12 protein-coding genes and 7 pseudogenes are annotated in these 16,779 nt (G+C 68.6%); 8 read left to right on the forward strand and 11 right to left on the reverse strand.

Annotation, left to right across the window (positions count from 1 at the left end; all coding sequences use genetic code 11):
• Positions 1 to 104 precede the first annotated feature (104 nt).
• The 4 genes and pseudogenes from ACFVYE_RS46190 to ACFVYE_RS46205 all read right to left on the reverse strand — a co-directional run.
• Positions 105 to 1,650: pseudogene (locus ACFVYE_RS46190) on the reverse strand (phytoene desaturase family protein).
• Between the two features lie 52 nt (positions 1,651 to 1,702).
• Entirely contained in the window at positions 1,703 to 3,946 is a 2,244-nt protein-coding gene (locus ACFVYE_RS46195; RefSeq protein ID WP_389609550.1) for a tetratricopeptide repeat protein, read from the reverse strand.
• A gap of 27 nt (positions 3,947 to 3,973) precedes the next feature.
• Positions 3,974 to 4,288: pseudogene (locus tag ACFVYE_RS46200) on the reverse strand (DUF2236 domain-containing protein); the annotation flags it as partial.
• Positions 4,279 to 4,440: pseudogene (locus tag ACFVYE_RS46205) on the reverse strand (haloacid dehalogenase); the annotation flags it as partial. The pseudogenes ACFVYE_RS46200 and ACFVYE_RS46205, both read right to left, overlap by 10 nt.
• Before the next feature lies 1 nt (position 4,441).
• Between ACFVYE_RS46205 and ACFVYE_RS46210 the strand changes: the two are divergent.
• Positions 4,442 to 4,797: pseudogene (locus tag ACFVYE_RS46210) on the forward strand (transposase); the annotation flags it as partial.
• A gap of 43 nt (positions 4,798 to 4,840) precedes the next feature.
• Here the strand turns inward: ACFVYE_RS46210 and ACFVYE_RS46215 are convergent.
• The 3 genes from ACFVYE_RS46215 to ACFVYE_RS46225 all read right to left on the reverse strand — a co-directional run bounded on the left by ACFVYE_RS46215 (position 4,841) and on the right by ACFVYE_RS46225 (position 7,400).
• Positions 4,841 to 5,095, reverse strand: coding sequence for a hypothetical protein (locus ACFVYE_RS46215; protein WP_383964798.1), 255 nt, complete (start codon positions 5,093 to 5,095; stop codon positions 4,841 to 4,843).
• Positions 5,096 to 5,374: 279 nt separating this feature from the next.
• The gene (locus tag ACFVYE_RS46220) at positions 5,375 to 6,247 is read right to left on the reverse strand and encodes a universal stress protein (protein ID WP_383964864.1); all 873 of its coding nucleotides are present in this window, start codon (positions 6,245 to 6,247) and stop codon (positions 5,375 to 5,377) included.
• Positions 6,248 to 6,725: 478 nt separating this feature from the next.
• The gene (locus ACFVYE_RS46225) at positions 6,726 to 7,400 is read right to left on the reverse strand and encodes a CBS domain-containing protein (protein WP_383964796.1); all 675 of its coding nucleotides are present in this window, start codon (positions 7,398 to 7,400) and stop codon (positions 6,726 to 6,728) included.
• Positions 7,401 to 7,625: 225 nt separating this feature from the next.
• Here ACFVYE_RS46225 and ACFVYE_RS46230 point away from each other — a divergent pair, with 225 nt between their 5' ends.
• The gene (locus tag ACFVYE_RS46230) at positions 7,626 to 8,534 is read left to right on the forward strand and encodes a pyridoxamine 5'-phosphate oxidase family protein (protein WP_383964861.1); all 909 of its coding nucleotides are present in this window, start codon (positions 7,626 to 7,628) and stop codon (positions 8,532 to 8,534) included.
• A gap of 442 nt (positions 8,535 to 8,976) precedes the next feature.
• Entirely contained in the window at positions 8,977 to 9,798 is an 822-nt protein-coding gene (ppk2, locus tag ACFVYE_RS46235; RefSeq protein WP_383964793.1) for a polyphosphate kinase 2, read from the forward strand.
• 42 nt (positions 9,799 to 9,840) lie between these two features.
• Here the strand turns inward: ppk2 and ACFVYE_RS46240 are convergent.
• Positions 9,841 to 10,308, reverse strand: a pseudogene (locus tag ACFVYE_RS46240) (universal stress protein); the annotation flags it as partial.
• 242 nt (positions 10,309 to 10,550) lie between these two features.
• On the opposite strand from ACFVYE_RS46240, the pseudogene ACFVYE_RS46245 reads away from it, so the two are divergent.
• Together ACFVYE_RS46245 and ACFVYE_RS46250 are read left to right on the forward strand one after the other, a co-directional pair.
• Positions 10,551 to 10,850, forward strand: a pseudogene (locus ACFVYE_RS46245) (nicotinate phosphoribosyltransferase); the annotation flags it as partial.
• A gap of 302 nt (positions 10,851 to 11,152) precedes the next feature.
• Positions 11,153 to 11,614, forward strand: coding sequence for a cyclic nucleotide-binding domain-containing protein (locus tag ACFVYE_RS46250; protein ID WP_383964790.1), 462 nt, complete (start codon positions 11,153 to 11,155; stop codon positions 11,612 to 11,614).
• 54 nt (positions 11,615 to 11,668) lie between these two features.
• Here ACFVYE_RS46250 and ACFVYE_RS46255 read toward each other — a convergent pair.
• Positions 11,669 to 12,062: pseudogene (locus ACFVYE_RS46255) on the reverse strand (hypothetical protein); the annotation flags it as partial.
• Between the two features lie 128 nt (positions 12,063 to 12,190).
• On the opposite strand from ACFVYE_RS46255, the gene ACFVYE_RS46260 reads away from it, so the two are divergent.
• The gene (locus ACFVYE_RS46260) at positions 12,191 to 12,814 is read left to right on the forward strand and encodes a CBS domain-containing protein (protein WP_383964787.1); all 624 of its coding nucleotides are present in this window, start codon (positions 12,191 to 12,193) and stop codon (positions 12,812 to 12,814) included.
• 491 nt (positions 12,815 to 13,305) lie between these two features.
• Here the strand turns inward: ACFVYE_RS46260 and ACFVYE_RS46265 are convergent, their stop codons facing one another.
• Entirely contained in the window at positions 13,306 to 13,845 is a 540-nt protein-coding gene (locus ACFVYE_RS46265) for a universal stress protein (protein ID WP_383964785.1), read from the reverse strand.
• Positions 13,846 to 14,161: 316 nt separating this feature from the next.
• Positions 14,162 to 15,064 carry a universal stress protein gene (locus tag ACFVYE_RS46270; RefSeq protein ID WP_383964783.1) on the reverse strand — a complete coding sequence of 301 codons (903 nt, stop codon included), beginning with the start codon at positions 15,062 to 15,064 and terminating at the stop codon, positions 14,162 to 14,164.
• A gap of 280 nt (positions 15,065 to 15,344) precedes the next feature.
• Between ACFVYE_RS46270 and ACFVYE_RS46275 the strand changes: the two genes are divergently transcribed.
• Both ACFVYE_RS46275 and ACFVYE_RS46280 read left to right on the forward strand, forming a co-directional pair.
• Positions 15,345 to 16,013 carry a CBS domain-containing protein gene (locus ACFVYE_RS46275; RefSeq protein WP_383964780.1) on the forward strand — a complete coding sequence of 223 codons (669 nt, stop codon included), beginning with the start codon at positions 15,345 to 15,347 and terminating at the stop codon, positions 16,011 to 16,013.
• 90 nt (positions 16,014 to 16,103) lie between these two features.
• On the forward strand, positions 16,104 to 16,766 hold the full coding sequence (locus ACFVYE_RS46280) for a CBS domain-containing protein (protein ID WP_389609554.1): 663 nt from the start codon (positions 16,104 to 16,106) through the stop codon (positions 16,764 to 16,766).
• Positions 16,767 to 16,779: the final 13 nt, after the last annotated feature.

Genomic DNA, 16,779 nt, shown 5'->3' on the forward strand with positions numbered 1-16,779 from the left:
AACGGTTCCAGCTTCGGACCACGACGCGGTGCTGGCACACCCGAAGAAGCACTCATGCATGAACTAACGACGAATCTCGGGCGCAGGACACTAGTGCAAGGAGGTCACCGGCCCAGCGCCGCCATCGCGGCGTTGTGGCCGGGAACCCCGCTGACCCCACCGCCGCGTACGGCGCCCGCCCCGCACAGCAGCACATTGGCGTGCGCGGTCTCCACACCCCACCGGCCGGTGGATTCGGTGGCGTACGGGAAGGCGAGGTCACGGTGGAAGATGTGGCCGCCGGGCAGCCGCAGATCCTGTTCGAGGTCGAGCGGTGTCTTTGCCTCGATGCACGGCTCGCCGTTCTCGTCGCGTGCCAGGCAGTCGGTGATCGGCTCGTCCAGGTGCGCGTCGAGTTCGGCGAGTGTGGCCGTCAGCAGCTCGGCGCGCGTCGCCGCGTTGTCGGCGGCGAAGAGCCGGGCGGGGGTGTGCAGACCGAAGAGGGTGAGGGTCTGGTAGCCGCGGGCGGCGAGGCCGGGGCCGAGGATCGACGGGTCGGTCAGCGAGTGGCAGTAGATCTCGGACGGCGGGGCGGCGGGCAGCCGGCCCCGCCGCCGCGTCCCGGTAGGCGCCGGCGAGCTGCCCGTACCCCTCGGCGATGTGGAACGTGCCGGCGAAGGCCTCGCGCGGGTCGACCGAGCGGTCACGCAGTCGGGGCAGCCGGGTGAGCAGCATGTTCACCTTCAGCTGCGCGCCCTCGGCCGGGGTGGGCGGCTCGTCCCCGAGGAGGGCGGCGAGCGCCTGCGGCGAGGCGTTGACGAGGACCCTGCGGGCCGTGACGACGTGTTCCGCTTCGGGTGAGCGGACGGTGATCTCGGCCCGTGTTCCGTCGGTCTCGATACGGGTCGCCTCGTGCCGTACGCGGATCTGAGCCCCGGCCTCGCGGGCGGCACGGGCGAGGGCGTCGGTGAGCGCGCCCATACCGCCGACCGGGACGTCCCAGTCGCCGGTGCCGCCGCCGATGACGTGGTAGAGGAAGCAGCGGTTCTGGAGCAGGGACGGATCGTGCGCGTCGGCGAAGGTGCCGATCAGGGCGTCGGTGAGAACGACTCCGCGTACGAGGTCGTCATGGAAGTTCTTCTCGACGGCGACACCGATGGGCTCCTCGAAGAGTGTCCGCCAGGCTTCCTCGTCACCGATCCGCTCGCGCAGGGCGTCCCGCGTCGGCAGAGGTTCGGTGAGAGTCGGAAAAGCCCGTTCGGCGACGCGTCGCGTCATTTCGTAGAAGCGCTGCCACGCCTCGTACTCCCGGTCCGAGCCGGTGAGTGCGGCGAAGGAGTCCCGGGTGCGGTCCCCGCCGACGAGCAGCCCGGTGGCGCGGCCGCCGCGCACGGTCGGGGTGTACGAGGAGACAGTCCGCTTGCGCACGGCGAAGTCCAGGCCGAGATCGCGGACGATCTTCTGCGGCAGCAGGGACACGAGGTACGAGTAGCGCGACAGTCGGGCGTCGACCCCGTCGAAGGGGCGGGCCGAGACGGCCGCTCCGCCGGTGGTGGCGAGGCGTTCCAGGACCAGGACGGACTGTCCGGCGCGGGCGAGGTAGGCGGCGGCGACCAGACCGTTGTGGCCGCCGCCCACGATCACTGCGTCATAGCTGTCGGGTGCGGGCATGACCCTTCGTAGCACGGGACGATCACCCCTGACCAGAGGCTGTGGCGTCCGGTCAGTGCGGCGGCGCTCCCCGCCCGTGGCGCAGCGCCGCGACCCGGCGGTACAGCTCTACGGCCTCCGGTCCCCGGCCGAGCTGCTCCAGGCAGTGTGCCTCGTCGTTGCGGGCGGCGAGGGTATCGGGGTGGTCGGCACCGAGGACGCGTTCGCGGGCCGCGGCGACCTCTCGGTAGACGGTGAGGGCGTCGGCCCAGCGGCCGAGCCAGCCGAGGCCGACGGCGACCTCGCGGCGGCTGACGAGGGTGTCGGGGTGGTCGGGGCCCAGGACGCGTTCGCGGACCGCGCACACGTCTCGCGCCTCGGCGAGCGCTTCCTCCCAGCGGGCGAGGCGCCCCAGATTGACGCCGAGGCCGTGGCGGGCGCGGAGTGTCTCGGGGTCGGCGGGGCCGCCCACCCTGGTCCGGTCGTCGACGAGGGCGCGGTACAGCTCCAGGGCCTCCGCGCTGCGGCCCAGGCGACCGAGGCTGATGCCGACCTCGTAGCGGGCGGAGAGCGTGTCGGGGTGGTCGGCGCCGAGCGACCTCGACCGGGCCCGGGCGACTTCGCGGTAGCTCTGCAGGGCCTCCGTCCAGCGTCCCAGCCGGCCGAGCGTGTACGCCACTTCGTAGAGCGTGACCAGGGTGTCGGGGTGGTCGGCACCGAGCAGGCGGGAACGGGCCGACGCCACGTCCCTGGCCATCCGGTACGAGTCCTCCAGCCGTCCGAGCCTGCTGAGGTTGAAGGCGAGGTTGTGGCGGCAGCGCAGGGTGTCGGGGTGGTCGGGGCCCATCGACCGTTCCCTGGAGGCGAGGACCGTCGCGTACACCTGATGGGCCTCGAAGTGCCGGCCGAGCCGGCCCAGGACGTACGCCATCTCCTGGCGGGCCGCGAGGGTCTCCGGGTGGTCGGGGCCCAAGGTGCGTTCGCGCCCCTGGGAGACGCGGCCGAACTCCCGCAGGGCGTCCGACGCGCGCCCGGTGCGGCTGAGGGTGAAGCCGACCTCGTACCGGCTGGCGAGGGTGTCGGGGTGGTCGGGGCCGAGGGCGTGCTCGCGTTCGGCGGCGACCGCACGGTGCACTTCGCCGGCCTCCTCCCAGTGGCCGAGCCTGCCCAGGTTGAGGCCCGCGCTGTGCCGGTTGGCGAGGATGGAGAGCAGTTCCGGCGACGGGGTCGGCCGCTCGGCCCTGACCTGTGGCAGTTCTCCGGTGAGGTTTCGCATGTCGGTGCCGGTGGTCCACTCGCCGGTGAGGCCCGCGGAGTGGTCGGGCGGCGCGAGCCGGACGGCGCCGGACACCTTGTGCCCGGTGGTCATGCCGCGGGTCCAGGCCGGCAGCTCCTGCCCGGGACGCACGACGGGAACGGGCGGCGCGAGCCGTACCTGTCCCGCAGGCTGGAGCTGCGGCTGCTCGCCGGTGCGGCCGACGGCGATCCGCTGCCGTAGGTCGCCCGCGTCGACGGGCCGCTCCTCAGGGGTCTTGGCCAGCAGCTCCAGGACGACGCGGTCGAAGAATCCGGGGAGTTCGGCCCGGTGGGTGCGCAGTGGCTCGGGCTGGGTGTCACGGTGTCCGACGAGGACGGCCCAGGCGTCTTCGAGGTCGAACGGCGGTACTCCGGTGGCGATCTCGTACAGGACGCAGCCCAGTGAGTAGAGGTCGCTGCGGTGGTCGACATGGCCGCCGCTGATCTGCTCGGGCGACATGTAGTGCGGGGTGCCCATGGCGATGCCCGTACCGGTGAGGCGGGAGGTGATGCCGATGTCGTGGCCGAGCCTGGCGATGCCGAAGTCGCAGATCTTCACCGTGCCGTCGGCCAGCCGCATGATGTTGGCGGGTTTGAGGTCGCGGTGCACGATGCCCTGCTGATGGGTGTAACCGAGTGCGTCGGCGACCTGTTCGGCGATGTCGACGATGTCAGGCACCGGCAGCGGATGCTGCTTGTTGTCCTCCAGGAGCTGACTGAGGTTACGGCCGTCGAGGAGTTCCATCACCAGGTAGAGGACGCCCTCGTGCTCGCCGAAGTCGTGGACGACGGTGACGCCTCGGTGCTGGAGCGCGGCGGCGACCCGGGCCTCGCGGCGGAAGCGTTCGCGCAGGATGCGGGTGAAGGACTGGTCGTGCTGGGGCCCCATCGGCTTGAGGCATTTGACGGCCACGTGGCGGCCGAGCGACTCGTCGCGGGCGCGCCACACCTCGCCCATGCCTCCGCGCCCGATCAGATCGAGCAGTCGGTACCGGCTCTGGATCAGCCTGGTGTCCGCCATCGCCTGCTGTCGCCCCCGTCGCTTCGCCTACCTCTGTGCCCTCCCCGGCCCGTCCAGTATGGCGGCCTGGCTGCGCAGTTTGTACGGGGTGGGGCGGCTGCCGGAACCGAGGCGGGCCATCGCGTTCAGAATGTGACCGGGTGGGAGCTGCCGGCGGAGCCGGGAGGGAATGCCGCGCAGGACGGCTCCTGCGGTGCGCAGGTGGCGGTCGACGCTGCGAACGGGCCCCACGGGTCTGCCGTAGAGCTCATGGGCGTACGGGGGCAGTGATTGGTAGGCGAGTACCGCGACGCGCCGCCACAGGAGTGCGCGCGCCGGTACGAGCAGCGGAAGAACGGGGGGCGGAGAATCCCGCCGACCCGCACAGTCTGGTTGCCCGCGATGCCGAGCCACAGCCCGTCGGCCCGCAGCTGCGCGAGCGCGGGGCGGACATCGTCGTACAGGTCGGACTCGTCGAAGTGCTCGGGCTGGCCAGCGTCAGCACGAGCCTGCCGCGCCGAAATCGGCGACGACCGTTCCCGCTTCACCGACGCCAAGGGCCTCAAGGCCTTCGCCGGAGCCGCACCGGTCACCCGGGCCTCCGGCAGAGCCTCTCCGTCATGGCCCGCCGGGTCAAGAACCAGCGACTCGCCGCAACCGGATACCTCTGGGCCTTCTCCACCCTCTCCTCACCCGGCGCACGGGCCCACTACGACCGCCGACGCGAAGCCGGAGAACGGCACACCGCCGCCCAACGCAACCTCAACCGCCTCCTCGGATGCCTCCACCCCTGCCTCACCAACAACGTCCCCTACGACGAGAGCACCGTCTTCCCGCCCCCGCCGATCGTCACTCTTGCCGCGGCTGCTTGACAGCCCCCTCCACCGAACTGGGACGGTCCAGTCACATGAGGAGTCACTCCGGCAAAGGGCTCAACCGGCCGCTCATACGCGGGTCGTCCACCTCTCCCGGGTGCGTCAGCCGGATATCGAAAGCATTCTCAACAAGCGACAGGACGCCATAGAGAGGGGGCCACTCGCCAGGGACGAGCCCCAACGGCCGCATGTACTCATCGAGCCGTGTCGGGTCCTGCCCGGTCGGCTCAATCGCCCGGAGCGTGTGAAAGTCGACGATGACGTCGCCGTCGACCGCGTACTTGAACCAGTACATCGGCTTCTCGTTGTAGTGCGGGCAACGGCCTCAGTGCCGACGGACACGGCGCTCAGGATCTGCTCCTCGAGCCCGTGCACACCACTCTGTTCCCACGCCCAGGTCCATGAGCCGTCGATGCCCGTGGTGCGCACGCCCCGGAGGCCGCCCAGCATCATGTCGACCTGTGGCTCGCCGACGGCCCCAGCACGCCGGCTTCGACGGCGGCGGGAAGGTCCAAGGAACACAGACACGTCGGCCTGCTGTACCGACGTGATCGGCTCCGTCCGGTTGCTCGGATCAGGCATGGGGGACGACGGCAACAGGGCAGCGCGCGTGATGAATGGCGGCTTGGGCGACTGGGCCCAGGTGTGATGGGGCGGGGCGGTGCTTGCGTCGGCCGACAACCAGCAGCCCGGCGCCATGGGCGGCCCCTATGACAGCCTTGGCGGGGCTTTCGAGAGCAATGCTGTCGCTCACCTCCACGAGCGGGAACTTGTCACGCCAGGGGCGGAGGATCTGGTTGAGGTGCTTCTGCGCGTCCTTGGTGATTTCTTCCGTCACGTCGTGGTCCACGCCCCAGGGCGCGTATGCGCTCAGCGGCAGGCTTTGGCCATGGACGGCTCGAAGAGGCACCCTCCGTGCCGCGGCGCTGCCGAAGGCGAATGCGAGCAGGTCGTCGCAGGGGCCGTGCAGTTTCAGTGCCACCACGACGCCGCCCTCCCCTGCTGGAGTGGGTTGTGGCCCTTGTTCGCTCGTTTCGGCGCGTACCAGGACCACCGGCCCGTCGGCCCGTGCCACGACGGGCATGCTGATGTCTCCGAGAAAATAGCTCTCGACGGGCACCAGTCCGCGCGAACCGAGCACGATCATCTCGGACTCCGAGGCCGCTCGCAGCAGCGCGTGCTGGGCGTCGTCGGCCACCAGGTTGCCGACAATGGGAAGGCCCGGGTGGCGCGCCTGGAGCTCCGCCCGCGCCTTGTGCACGATCCGCCTCGCCCAGTAGTTCTGATCCATCTCCGCAGGAACGCGGGTCGGTTCCGGCACCAGCAGAGGCCACGCGTGCAGCAGACGCAGCGTGAGCTTGCGCCGCTCGGCTTCGTCGGCGGCCCACCGGGCAGCGGCAAGGCTCTCGGGTGAGCCGTCGAGGCCCACGGTGACGACTGGCTCCATGGCGACTGACTCCGTCTCGTAAGTCTTGTACATCCTCGTAAAGGTTGGAATAACGGCAAGCGAGTCCGCATGCCCGGCCTGCTGCGTCCCTGTGCCCTTGTCCGTAACCAGGCAGACGAGGGTGAGGGGCAATCGATGGTGTGAGCATCCGCGCCGACGCGCCGATAACGGCTTTTTCTCGTTCGAGGAGTACCGCAAATCTCCTGGTGCCGCATGCCGACCCCGATGTGGCAGAACGCGTAGGGGGAAATCCGCCCACGAAGCAAGAGCGGTCGTCATTCCCCTGGTGGTTGGGCATCGACGGGTTCCGGGGCGGAGACGGTGGAACGGGCTGCCGACAAGGCAATCCGGCACGAAGAGCCACTCCCCTCCCACACGGGCCTGATCCGAGCTCGGTCGGCCTTGCCGTGGGCCCGGGCAGGCTGCCCTGCCCTGCCGTTTCGGTGCGCGGTGAGGCGGATTGCCGGGCCCGAAAGTCTCACAGGCCGGTGCCGGAAGTCCGGATGTCGTCGGTCCTGTAGGCGACACGCTCAGCGACGGAGACCACACCGTCAACGCTCCGGCACAGCCGTTCGATGATGGGGATCAGGCTCTTGAACTCGACGGATCCGCTGAGGACGACCTGTCCCTGGCGTACTTCGACCGTCACCTCCGAGGGGCCCAGACCCATCGTCCGCTGTAGTACGTCCCGGTTGATTTCCTCGTAGATGGCGTCGTCACGGCGCAGGAAGACCCGCAGCAGGTCACGACGGCTGACAATGCCCAGCAACTTGTCCGTCTCATCCACGACGGGCAGCCGTTTGACGTTCTGCACCTCCATGAGGCGGGCAGCCTCGACCACGGTCCACTCCGGACGCGCACACACCGCGGGAGCCGACATCAGTTCCTCGGCCCTGGCCCCCTCGGCCTTGGCCCGCTCCCACGCCTCCAGATGCGGAATCGGTGTGCGGCCGGACGGATCGACCTGGTCGGAAGACTTGCGCAGCAGGTCGGCCTCGGACACGACGCCCATGGGGCGATCCAGTTCATCGACCACGGGTACCGCTGTGACATCGTTCTCCGCCAGCAGCTTGACGATCTCTTTGAACGGCAGGTCACGCCGTGCCCTGACGACGTCTCTAGTCATGAGCTCTGCGACCGATCGGTGGTGCATGCGGCTTCTCCCTTCGGGATGTGACGGCCGGTGATGGTCATGTGTCGAGCGGGTCAGGACCTGTCGCCGCGAGTCGCGCGGATGGGCCGGCCAGGCTCGTCGGTGGACCAGTGGGCCGGTACCGGCCCGCTCGGCCACGCGGAAACACGGTTTCTCATCCCATGCGGCGACACGCCATGCGTGGCACGTTGGGTACAGCAACATCATGAGGAATTGGCGGCGGTCATGCGAGCTCACCTCGGCGATCAGCTTGTTGTCGAAAGCCCGGCCACCGGCGCCGGCAGGCGCGACGGCGAGATTGTCGGACTCCACCATGAGGACGGAACCCCTCCCTACGACGTGCACTGGTCGGATACCGACCAGGTGACGCTCGTGTTCCCCGGGCCCGACGCCCATATCCGTCACCTTGAGCACCGGCCCGGCAGATCCCGCGAGCCGTCCCGGCCGGGCATGGCCGAGTCCGGCAAGGTCCCGCTCGATGGGGCACCCAACCCCGGCGACATCGGTCGGCGCGTGGCCATGGAACGCGAGCGACAGGGGCTCAGCCGTGCAGAAACGGCCCGCCGCGCCAGAATGGCGCCGGACTACCTGGCATACCTCGAACAACGGCCGGCTGACCCGAGTCCGGCGAGTCTCATCAGCCTGGCCGACGCACTCGGCACCACCGTCGCAGCCCTGCGCGGAGGCGGCATTGATCTGCCACCCGGCCACCAGGGCCAGGCACTCCTGCACCCCCGGTTGCAGGACCTGGACCCCGACGAATGCCGCGCCCGGCTCTCCACACACGGCGTAGGACGCATCGCGGTGGCGACACCCGATGGCCCGGCAGTCTTTCCAGTGAACTACGAAGTCATCGATGGCACGATCGCTTTCCGGACCGCACCTGACGCAGTGCCTGCGACAGCCGGGGGAACGGATGTCGCATTCGAGGTCGACCACGTGGACGAGGCCATGAGCCAGGGATGGAGCGTGCTTGCCGTAGGCCCTGCGCGGATCGTTACCGAGCCCGACGCACTGCGGCAGCTTGCCGATCGCGCCCATACCACGCCCTGGGCAGGGGGCGAACGCAACACATGGGTGTCGATCCGGCCCACGCGCCTCACAGGCCGGCGCATCAGTCCAGCTGATCAGTGACCGACAGCGGACTGCCGCTCGCCCGGCGGGCATTCCACGACCACGATCCAGTCCTGACAGCACAGTGGTCCCGACCAATGGGCCCACCGACTCGGGCAGGGAGGCTTTGGTGATACAGGCCCCTGCTCGCCGACGCGCATGCGACAGCGCTGGTCTACTACGCTGTTGCGTCATTGCGTCCATGCGTGGCACGTAACCTGACGCTTTACTTTGTCCCTGTTTCCAGGGCCGCCTTGCCTTCCCTGCACGGCCACTTACGACCGAGTCATACCGTACGCCGAACCCGACATCCGCTCCGTCCACATCGCGGTGGCGTCGCCCTGCTCACCCTGTGATTCACGGCGATCCACGACGAGGGGCACGCCGTACCGAGTGCGCGCAGCGAAACCCGTTCGGCGCTGACGCTTGACTTCGAGCAGGGTCTCCTCCATAACGTCATCCCATGTCGGACGAAAAAGGCTCGAGCGAGCCCGGAAAGCTGCCGCGCTCGCTGTACGAGCGGGAGCTGTACCGGCTCCAGACCGAACTCGTGAAGCTCCAGGAGTGGGTACGCGCGGAGGGCGCACGGCTCGTCGTGGTGTTCGAGGGACGTGACGCGGCGGGCAAGGGGAGCACGATCAAACGTGTCACCGAACACCTCAATCCCCGAGTGGCACGTATCGTCGCTCTGCCGCGACCCACTGAGCGCGAGCGCGGCCAGTGGTATTTCCAGCGCTATGTCGAGCATCTTCCAGCCGCGGGGGAAGTGGTCCTGCTCGACCGCAGCTGGTACAACCGCGCAGGCGTCGAGCGCGTCATGGGTTTTTGCACCATGGAAGAACACCAGCGGTTCCTTCGCCAGTGCCCGATCTTCGAGCGGATGCTGGTGGAGGACGGCATTCTGTTGCGCAAATACTGGTTCTCGGTGAGTGACGCGGTGCAGGAGGAGCGGTTCCGACGCCGGCTGAAAGATCCCACCCGCCGGTGGAAACTCTCGCCGATGGACCTGGAATCGATCACCCGCTGGGAGGCCTATTCGCGGGCGAAGGACGAGATGCTCGTCCATACCGACATCTCGGAGGCTCCGTGGTACGTCGTCGAGAGCGACGACAAGCGCCGGGCCCGGCTGAACATGATCGCCCATCTCCTGTCGAGCGTGCCGTACGAGGCAGTCGCTCCGCCGGTGATCGAACTGCCTCCGCGGCCTGCGGCCAGCGGGTACCAACGGCCGCCGAGGGACCTTCAGACGTACGTCCCCGACCACGCGTCGCAACTCAGGAAGTGAGGCGGGGGTCTCGCACGATCGGGCCGCCAGAGGTACGACAGCCACCGGACAGTCGGCGTGGCAGAGCAGGGTATGAGCAACTCGGCCGAGTTGGAGTCCGAGGTGGCTGCGGCGGCGATTGATCAGCGCCTCGGTATTGCGTCCCTCGTACAAAAGGGCGATCACCGCGTCCTCGGGCGTCACCTCGACCGAGACGTCGGCGTCCGGACGACGGCGACGGGCACGCTCAGCAGGCGTTTCGACGATGCTGTCGGCGAGCGCCTGCGCCGAAGGGCGGCCCAGGCTGAGCGCCGGCGCGGCGCCCTCGTACCGCTCCCACCTGGACGCGTACACCAGCCGCAGCGGAAGCCCATGAAGAGCCGCCTCATCGACGGCCCAGTCGACTGCCCGCAGGCTGGTCTCCGATCCGTCCACACCCGAGACCAGAGGCTGCTTCATCATTTCCACCGCCTTCCACTCGACCGGGCAGAAGTACCTGCCCTCACAGTTGCACTGGAACGGGCCGTTCATGAGGACCCGTTCGGCCCGGATACGGAACGTTCGGCCCCCCTTCGTGGTCAGGCTGGTCCGCACGCACCACGTGCTCTTCGGCAGCGGCAGAAGAGACTCGGCGGTGCTGGTTGCCGCCCCGGCGTCCGGCTGGCCCACGAGACGCAGGAGGCCGATAGTGGAGGGAGGAGTGCAGGGTGGTGCGGCGCGAGCGCGCGGGGGCGGGCGGCAGTCCCGGAAGGAGTGACGCGACGGGGAGGAAGGTGCCGTCGACGTCGGATGCCACGAGCACCGACCTCTACGAGGTCACGATGGCTCATGCGTATCTGAGCGAGGGCATGACACGTTCGGCGACGTTCAGTCTGTTCGTGCGCAATCTGCCGCCGGACCGAGGCTTCCTTGTCTGTGCCGGTCTGGATTCGGTCCTCGATTTCCTCTCCGCCTATCGTGTGGACGCAGATGACGTGGACGTCTTCGCCTCTGTGCTGGGACGACATCCCGAGGATCTGGCACCGCTGCTCGGCCTGGAATTCATGACCGACCTCGCGGCACTGCCGCCCGGGGCCCACGCCATAAGGGCGCCCATCGCGCCAAAAGCGGAAATCTCACGACGCCTCAGCTCGCCCACCGCGGACGTACGCCGATACATTGAAAAGAATCTGCTGCCGGGCACTCACGAAGCCGTCTGATCCGAACTCGCGATCGGGCGCCAGGAGTAACTCGGCCGACTGAGCGCCAAGCGCTCTGACATCGCAAAGCTTGCCCGCCCAGGGCCGGACGGGGCCGCGGCAGGGGCCGCTCGACCCATGTCCGTGAACCGACTGCGCGGCGATGCTGAAACCGGAGGCTACAGAGGAGGCCACCTATGAGCGATTCTCCGACTCGCATCACCGCAGCCCTGCCTGCCCAGTACCGTGCCCGCCTGATGGGGAACGGGCAGGAGGTCAATTTCGCCCAGGGAACCCGTCTCTTCCAAGAAGGAGACCACGCCGACCGCTTCTGGATCCTGCGCTCGGGCACCGTCACGCTGGACATCCGCGTACCAGGCAGTTCCCCGGCAGCGATCGAGAGCCTCGGCTCCGGCGAACTGGTCGGCTGGGCTTGGCTGTTCGAGCCCTACATCTGGCACCTCGGAGCAGAGGCGATGACGCCTGTCCGTACCCATGAGTTCGACGCGGCGACCGTACGCATGATGATGGACGCGGATCCCGCCTTCGGTTCGGCCATCGGCCATTGGGTGGGGCAGGTTCTCGCCCACCGGTTGCAGGCCACTCGGATCCGTCTGCTCGATCTCTACGCCCCTCATGGCAGCGGCGGGCTTGTGTGAGTACGCCGTCGTGCCTCACCCAAGAGTCACGCCCGAGGAGTCTCAATGACGAAGTCAAGCCGCTTGCGCGACCGGCAGGGAGGAGGTGAAGACCCGGTCGTCGCGCAGGAGAGCCCACAGAACGCTCGCTCGTCGGCGGGCAGGGGCGGCGATCGCCTGGACGTGTTTGCAGCCCTCGCCGCGCTTCTTGAGGTAGAAGTCCCGGTTCGGCCCTTCGCGGATGCCAGGCCGCCGGCCGGCCCCGGCGCCGCAGAGCGGCCGGAACCCGGTGGCCGGTGAGCAACACCAGTGCGCCCTTGTGGGCCGAGTAGGCCAAGGCCCGCTCCAGAGCAGGGAAGCCGTCGGTCAACACACCCCTCAGCCGGTTGTTCATCCGCACCCGGTCAGCCACCAGATCGGATCGGTGGGCGGTCAGCAGCGCCAGGTCGGCTGTCGGCTGGACCACAACGCACATCTCAATCAGCAGCCCGGGTGTCCAAAAGAGCCGGACTGCCACTCCTCGGAAGCCGCTGAAGGCAAGACCCCATATGCCACGTCCGGCCCTCCCTGGCCACCCAACAACTTACGGAGCACCCCATGGCTGCATCCCGGTACACCGTCAGCGACGTCATGACCCACACGGCTGTGGCCATCGGCCGCGAGGCCTCGTACAAAGAGATCGTCGAGCTGATGCATCAGTGGAAGGTCAGCGCCGTGCCGGTCCTCGAAGGCGAGGGGCGCGTCGTCGGGGTCGTCTCCGAGGCGGACCTGCTGCCTAAGGAGGAGTTCCGGCAGGACGACCCGAAGCTGCCCGGCCAACTGGAGGAGGCGTCCAAAGCCAGCGCCGTGCTGGCCGAGGAGCTGATGTCGAGTCCGGCCGTCACCGTCCACCCCGACGCCACGCTCGCCGAGGCCGCCCGCATCATGGCGCGCAGGCGAGTGAAACGACTGCCCGTCGTGAACGATCTCGGCATGCTGGAGGGCGTCGTGAGCCGCAGCGACCTGTTGAAGGTGTTCCTGCGCCCGGACGAGGAGATCGACGAGGAGATCCGATCCGCTGTTGTCGCCGAACTCTCTCCCCCGGACCGGGTGGAATTCTCTGTGCTGGATGGTGTCGTCACCCTGCGGGGACCTCTCCGGAACCGTTCCCTGGTGCCACTTCTGGCTCGGGCCATTCGCGCGGTCGAAGGCGTCGTGGACGTGCGCATGGAACTTGGCTGAAGTTGCCTCCAGGCGCTGCGTCCCGCAGCAGCCGGTCCGGTTCCGCCGTGCGGGCGGTCGCGGCCCAGAGGGGGTATCGACTGGACACGTGACCTAACAGCTGCGGTGACCTCACGTGCGGTGCCGTCACGCAGCACGCGGGCGCTCGGTGCCGACAAGGCCGACAGGGCCGACAGGGCCGACACGGCGTGGTCGGCACGGATCTCCTGCGCGACTCCCACCGTTGTGTTGAAGACGATCACCAGACCGATGACCACCGCATCCGGGTGGTCACCGATCACGATCGTCAGCAGTGCCGCACCCAGCAGCACCATGATCAGAGGATCGCGAAGCTGCGCAAGAACGCGGCTGTGCAAAGGCGCGCTGCGCGCCTCCGCCACCTCGTTGCGGCCGTGCTTCGGCCAGACACCGCTCGGCCTCCGGCCCAGCCAGCCCGCAGAGCTCCTGTCCGGGTTCCCTCTCCCCGGCCGGGGTGGTCGTCACCGCGGAGTTCACACAAGGGGAACTGTGATCACCGGGCAGTGTGCCCGGTGCAGCAGTCCGTGGACGACGGAGCCGAGCCGCATGCCCGTGTAGCCGCCCCGGCCACGGCGGCCCACGACGACGGCCAGAGCGTGTTCAGACGCCCCGGCCGGCTCCTCCACCGGATGTCCGGTCGGCACCTCGTGCGTCAGGTGCACGTCCGGGTACTTCGACGACCAGCCCGCCGTGGTCTCGCAGAGCATGCGCCGCTGAGCCTGCACGGCAACCTCCTCGTCCTGGAACATGACTACGGGTGGCTGCCAGACCGAGACGGCGCGGAGCGCTGCTCCGCGGAGGTCGGCCTCCTCGAACGCCAGCCCCAACGCCGCCTTCGAGGACTCGCTGCCGTCGATTCCCACGACCAGGTAGGTCGGCTGCTGGGTGATGTGCTCCGCGTCGCCCACGACCACCACGGGACAGCGCGCCTGGGCCGTGACGGGGACGACGAGGGAGCCGGCGCTGAAATACTCCGCCGTATGGCTCAGATGCCGGGATCCGAGAACGACCATGCGGGCCTGTGCAGACAGCCCGCCGATCACGGCAGCCGGGAAACCGTCGAGCAGATCGGTGGCCGGCTGCAGTTGCAGGTGGCGCGCCCGTACCCAGTCGCCCCCTCCCGAAGAGCGTCCGCCCCCGCTTGGAGCATGGCCTTTCTGCGTGGGCGGTCATCGCCCTCACGCCATTCGTGCGATGGAGGTATGGCCACGACGAGCCGGAGTTCCAGCCCTCGTCGATGCGCCTCGTCCGCCGCCCACGCCAATGCCAGGTGCCAGTTCCTGGCCGGGTCGATACCGATGACGAGTTCATGGCGTTCGCCGGTGCCCATCACGACTCACTCCCATGCCCGGAACCGTGCCGCGGAATGAGCTGCACGGGGCAGTGCGCGTGGTGCAGCAGGCTGTGCGTCGCCCGCCCGAGAGTGGGGCCGATGAAACCGGGCGAGCGCCGTCCGCCCATCACCAGCAGATCCGCGTGGCGCGATGCCTCCACCAGGACCCCGGCCACGGTCAGGCTCTTCTCAGCATCCGCCTGCACGTCCAGGTCCGGGAATTCGCCGCGGATCCGGTTCGTCACAGCCATCAGGTGATGGACATGTTCGCCGGCGATCGCTTCGACATCGTCGAGCATGGTCACGGCGAGTCCGGCGGATTCGAGAATGTTCCACACGTGCAGCAGCCGCAGCGATGCCTTACGGATCTCGGCTTCGCGCGCCGCGTACAGGGCGCATTCGGCATCGTGCTCGTCACGGACCGCGGCGAGCACCACTCCGGTCTCGGCCCCGTTGTCAGTGCCCCTGACCACGACGACGGGCGTCGTGGCACCCGCGGCGACCTTCAGGCCGACGGATCCGAGCATGAGGCTCTTGAACCCGCCGAGACCGCGGTTGGCCACCACGACCGTTCCGCGCAGGCCGGCGGTCCGGTGCAGGCTGGGGACGGGTGCGCCGCGGCTGAACTCCGTCGTGACGTGCAGACCGGAATACCGTTCCGCGACGGCAGCGGCGGTTTCCCGCAGCAGTTCGCAGCCCGCGCTGCGAACGCGCTCGATGCTCTCCGCCGAGAGATAGAGAACCCGGCCGTCCGTGTCAGCCGCGTAGACGATGCGCAACGGACTGTCACGACGCGCGGCCTCGGCCGCTGCCCACAGCGCTGCCCGGCGGGCCGGGTCGGAGCCGTCGACGCCGACGATGACGGATCCCAGTTCCGGGCTGCCGGTGGTGCCGTTCATGGTTCCTCCTCACCGAGGCCACCGAAGGGTCAGCTCTCACGCTGACACCGCTTACCCCTGCGGGAAGAGGGCCGCTCAGGACCGCCCCGGGGCCCAATGGACCCTGTCGGAAGAATCCTGCCGTGCCCAGGTGCCCAGACGCCCGAACCGGGTCCGACCGGTCCCGGCCACGACCCATCCGGCCCTCCTCGTCTCAGTACGGCCCGGCGGATCGTGGTTCCTGAACAACCACCGGCATCGCGTCCGGGTGAGTCGCTGTGAGACGGCAGGAGGTGCCTCCATGAAGTACATCGAAGTGGGAGACCTGATGACCGACCAGGTCGTCTCGGTCGTCCCGCTCACCTCCTTCAAGGAGGTGGCGAAACTGCTCGCCCAGCACGACATCAGTGGACTGCCCGTACTCGACGACGAGGACCGGGTTGTCGGTGTCGTCTCCGAGAGCGACCTGGTGAACCGGCAAGCGGCAAGGCATCTGGTCACGGGCGACGCTCCTGACGCCGATGCCACGACCACGGCCCCGTCCGGAGCGGAATTCACCGCCGCCGAGGTCATGTCGACGCCGGCGGTGACCGTCCACGCGCAGGAGAGCGCACCGGAAGCGGCCCGGCTGATGATGCGCGGTGGCGTGGAACGACTTCCGGTCGTGGACGACGAGGACAGACTTGTCGGCATCGTCACGCGCCGGGACCTGCTACGCCTCTTTCTGCGACCCGACGCGGAGATACGACGACGCATCGTCGAGGACGTACTCGTGGGCACCATGGGGCTCAGAGCCGACGTGGTAACCGTCCATGTCGTGGACGGCGTTGTCACTCTGGAAGGCCGGCTGAAGAGCCGGAGCCAGATCGCGATCCTGACGTGCCTTGCCGAACAACTCGACGGAGTGGTCGCGGTCGTGAGGAATGTGACCGCACACGTGGATGACCCCGTACCCACCTCCCCCCAGTGAGTCACGCACGGACCGTCCGCAGAGCAGTGCGGCCGCGCTGCTGCCGTCGCCGCCCACGACTGGCGCCCCAGCACGAAAGGGAATCGGACCATGATGCACCGCACTGTCGCCGAAGTCATGACCCGGGACGTGGCCACGGCCAGCCCCGAAGCATCACTCAAGACGGTCGCCTGGAGCCTCGCCTACAACGACGTCTCGGCCCTTCCCGTCGTGGACACCCACCACCACCCCATCGGCATCGTCTCCGAGGCCGACCTGCTCCGCAGACAGGCCGGCCTGCCGGAAGCAGAGGGCCGTGACCAATTGCGCGGGCCGGCGGCCGTGAACCACCGCACCATGGACGCCCGCACCGCCGGTGATCTCATGTCCACTCCCGTGCTGACGGCCCGCCCCGCCTGGAGCATCGTCGAGACAGCGCGCTTCCTGAACGAGCGGGGCGTCAAACGCCTCCCGGTCATCGATGACACCGGCACGCTCGTGGGCATCGTCAGCCGCTCGGATCTGCTGCGCCCCATGCTCCGCCGCGACGACGCCATACACGAAGAAATCGTCGACGAGGTACTGGGCCGGACTCTCCGGATGACACCCGGGGGCGTGACAGCGACCGTTCAGGAAGGAGTCGTCACCCTGAGCGGAAGAGTGGAGGAGCGTTCAACCATTCCGATCATCGAACGGGCCTTGACCCCGGATCTTGAACACGTCTATGCGGCTCGGGTCAGGGTAGTTGATGTTGTTTGGAAGGTGTTCTCGTAAGCGATCGGGGAGC

The organism is Streptomyces sp. NPDC058239 (assembly GCF_042882185.1).
Taxonomy (GTDB): Bacteria; Actinomycetota; Actinomycetes; order Streptomycetales; family Streptomycetaceae; genus Streptomyces.

Coding starts and splice junctions, on each gene's coding strand:
- ACFVYE_RS46270 (WP_383964783.1), bottom strand. CDS start 15,064: ATGAACGGCACCACCGGCAGCCCGGAACTGGGATCCGTCATCGTCGGC.
- ACFVYE_RS46250 (WP_383964790.1), top strand. CDS start 11,153: ATGAGCGATTCTCCGACTCGCATCACCGCAGCCCTGCCTGCCCAGTAC.
- ACFVYE_RS46225 (WP_383964796.1), bottom strand. CDS start 7,400: ATGCACCACCGATCGGTCGCAGAGCTCATGACTAGAGACGTCGTCAGG.
- ACFVYE_RS46230 (WP_383964861.1), top strand. CDS start 7,626: ATGCGAGCTCACCTCGGCGATCAGCTTGTTGTCGAAAGCCCGGCCACC.
- ACFVYE_RS46275 (WP_383964780.1), top strand. CDS start 15,345: ATGAAGTACATCGAAGTGGGAGACCTGATGACCGACCAGGTCGTCTCG.
- ppk2 (WP_383964793.1), top strand. CDS start 8,977: ATGTCGGACGAAAAAGGCTCGAGCGAGCCCGGAAAGCTGCCGCGCTCG.
- ACFVYE_RS46260 (WP_383964787.1), top strand. CDS start 12,191: ATGGCTGCATCCCGGTACACCGTCAGCGACGTCATGACCCACACGGCT.
- ACFVYE_RS46220 (WP_383964864.1), bottom strand. CDS start 6,247: ATGGAGCCAGTCGTCACCGTGGGCCTCGACGGCTCACCCGAGAGCCTT.
- ACFVYE_RS46280 (WP_389609554.1), top strand. CDS start 16,104: ATGATGCACCGCACTGTCGCCGAAGTCATGACCCGGGACGTGGCCACG.
- ACFVYE_RS46195 (WP_389609550.1), bottom strand. CDS start 3,946: ATGGCGGACACCAGGCTGATCCAGAGCCGGTACCGACTGCTCGATCTG.
- ACFVYE_RS46265 (WP_383964785.1), bottom strand. CDS start 13,845: ATGGTCGTTCTCGGATCCCGGCATCTGAGCCATACGGCGGAGTATTTC.
- ACFVYE_RS46215 (WP_383964798.1), bottom strand. CDS start 5,095: ATGTACTGGTTCAAGTACGCGGTCGACGGCGACGTCATCGTCGACTTT.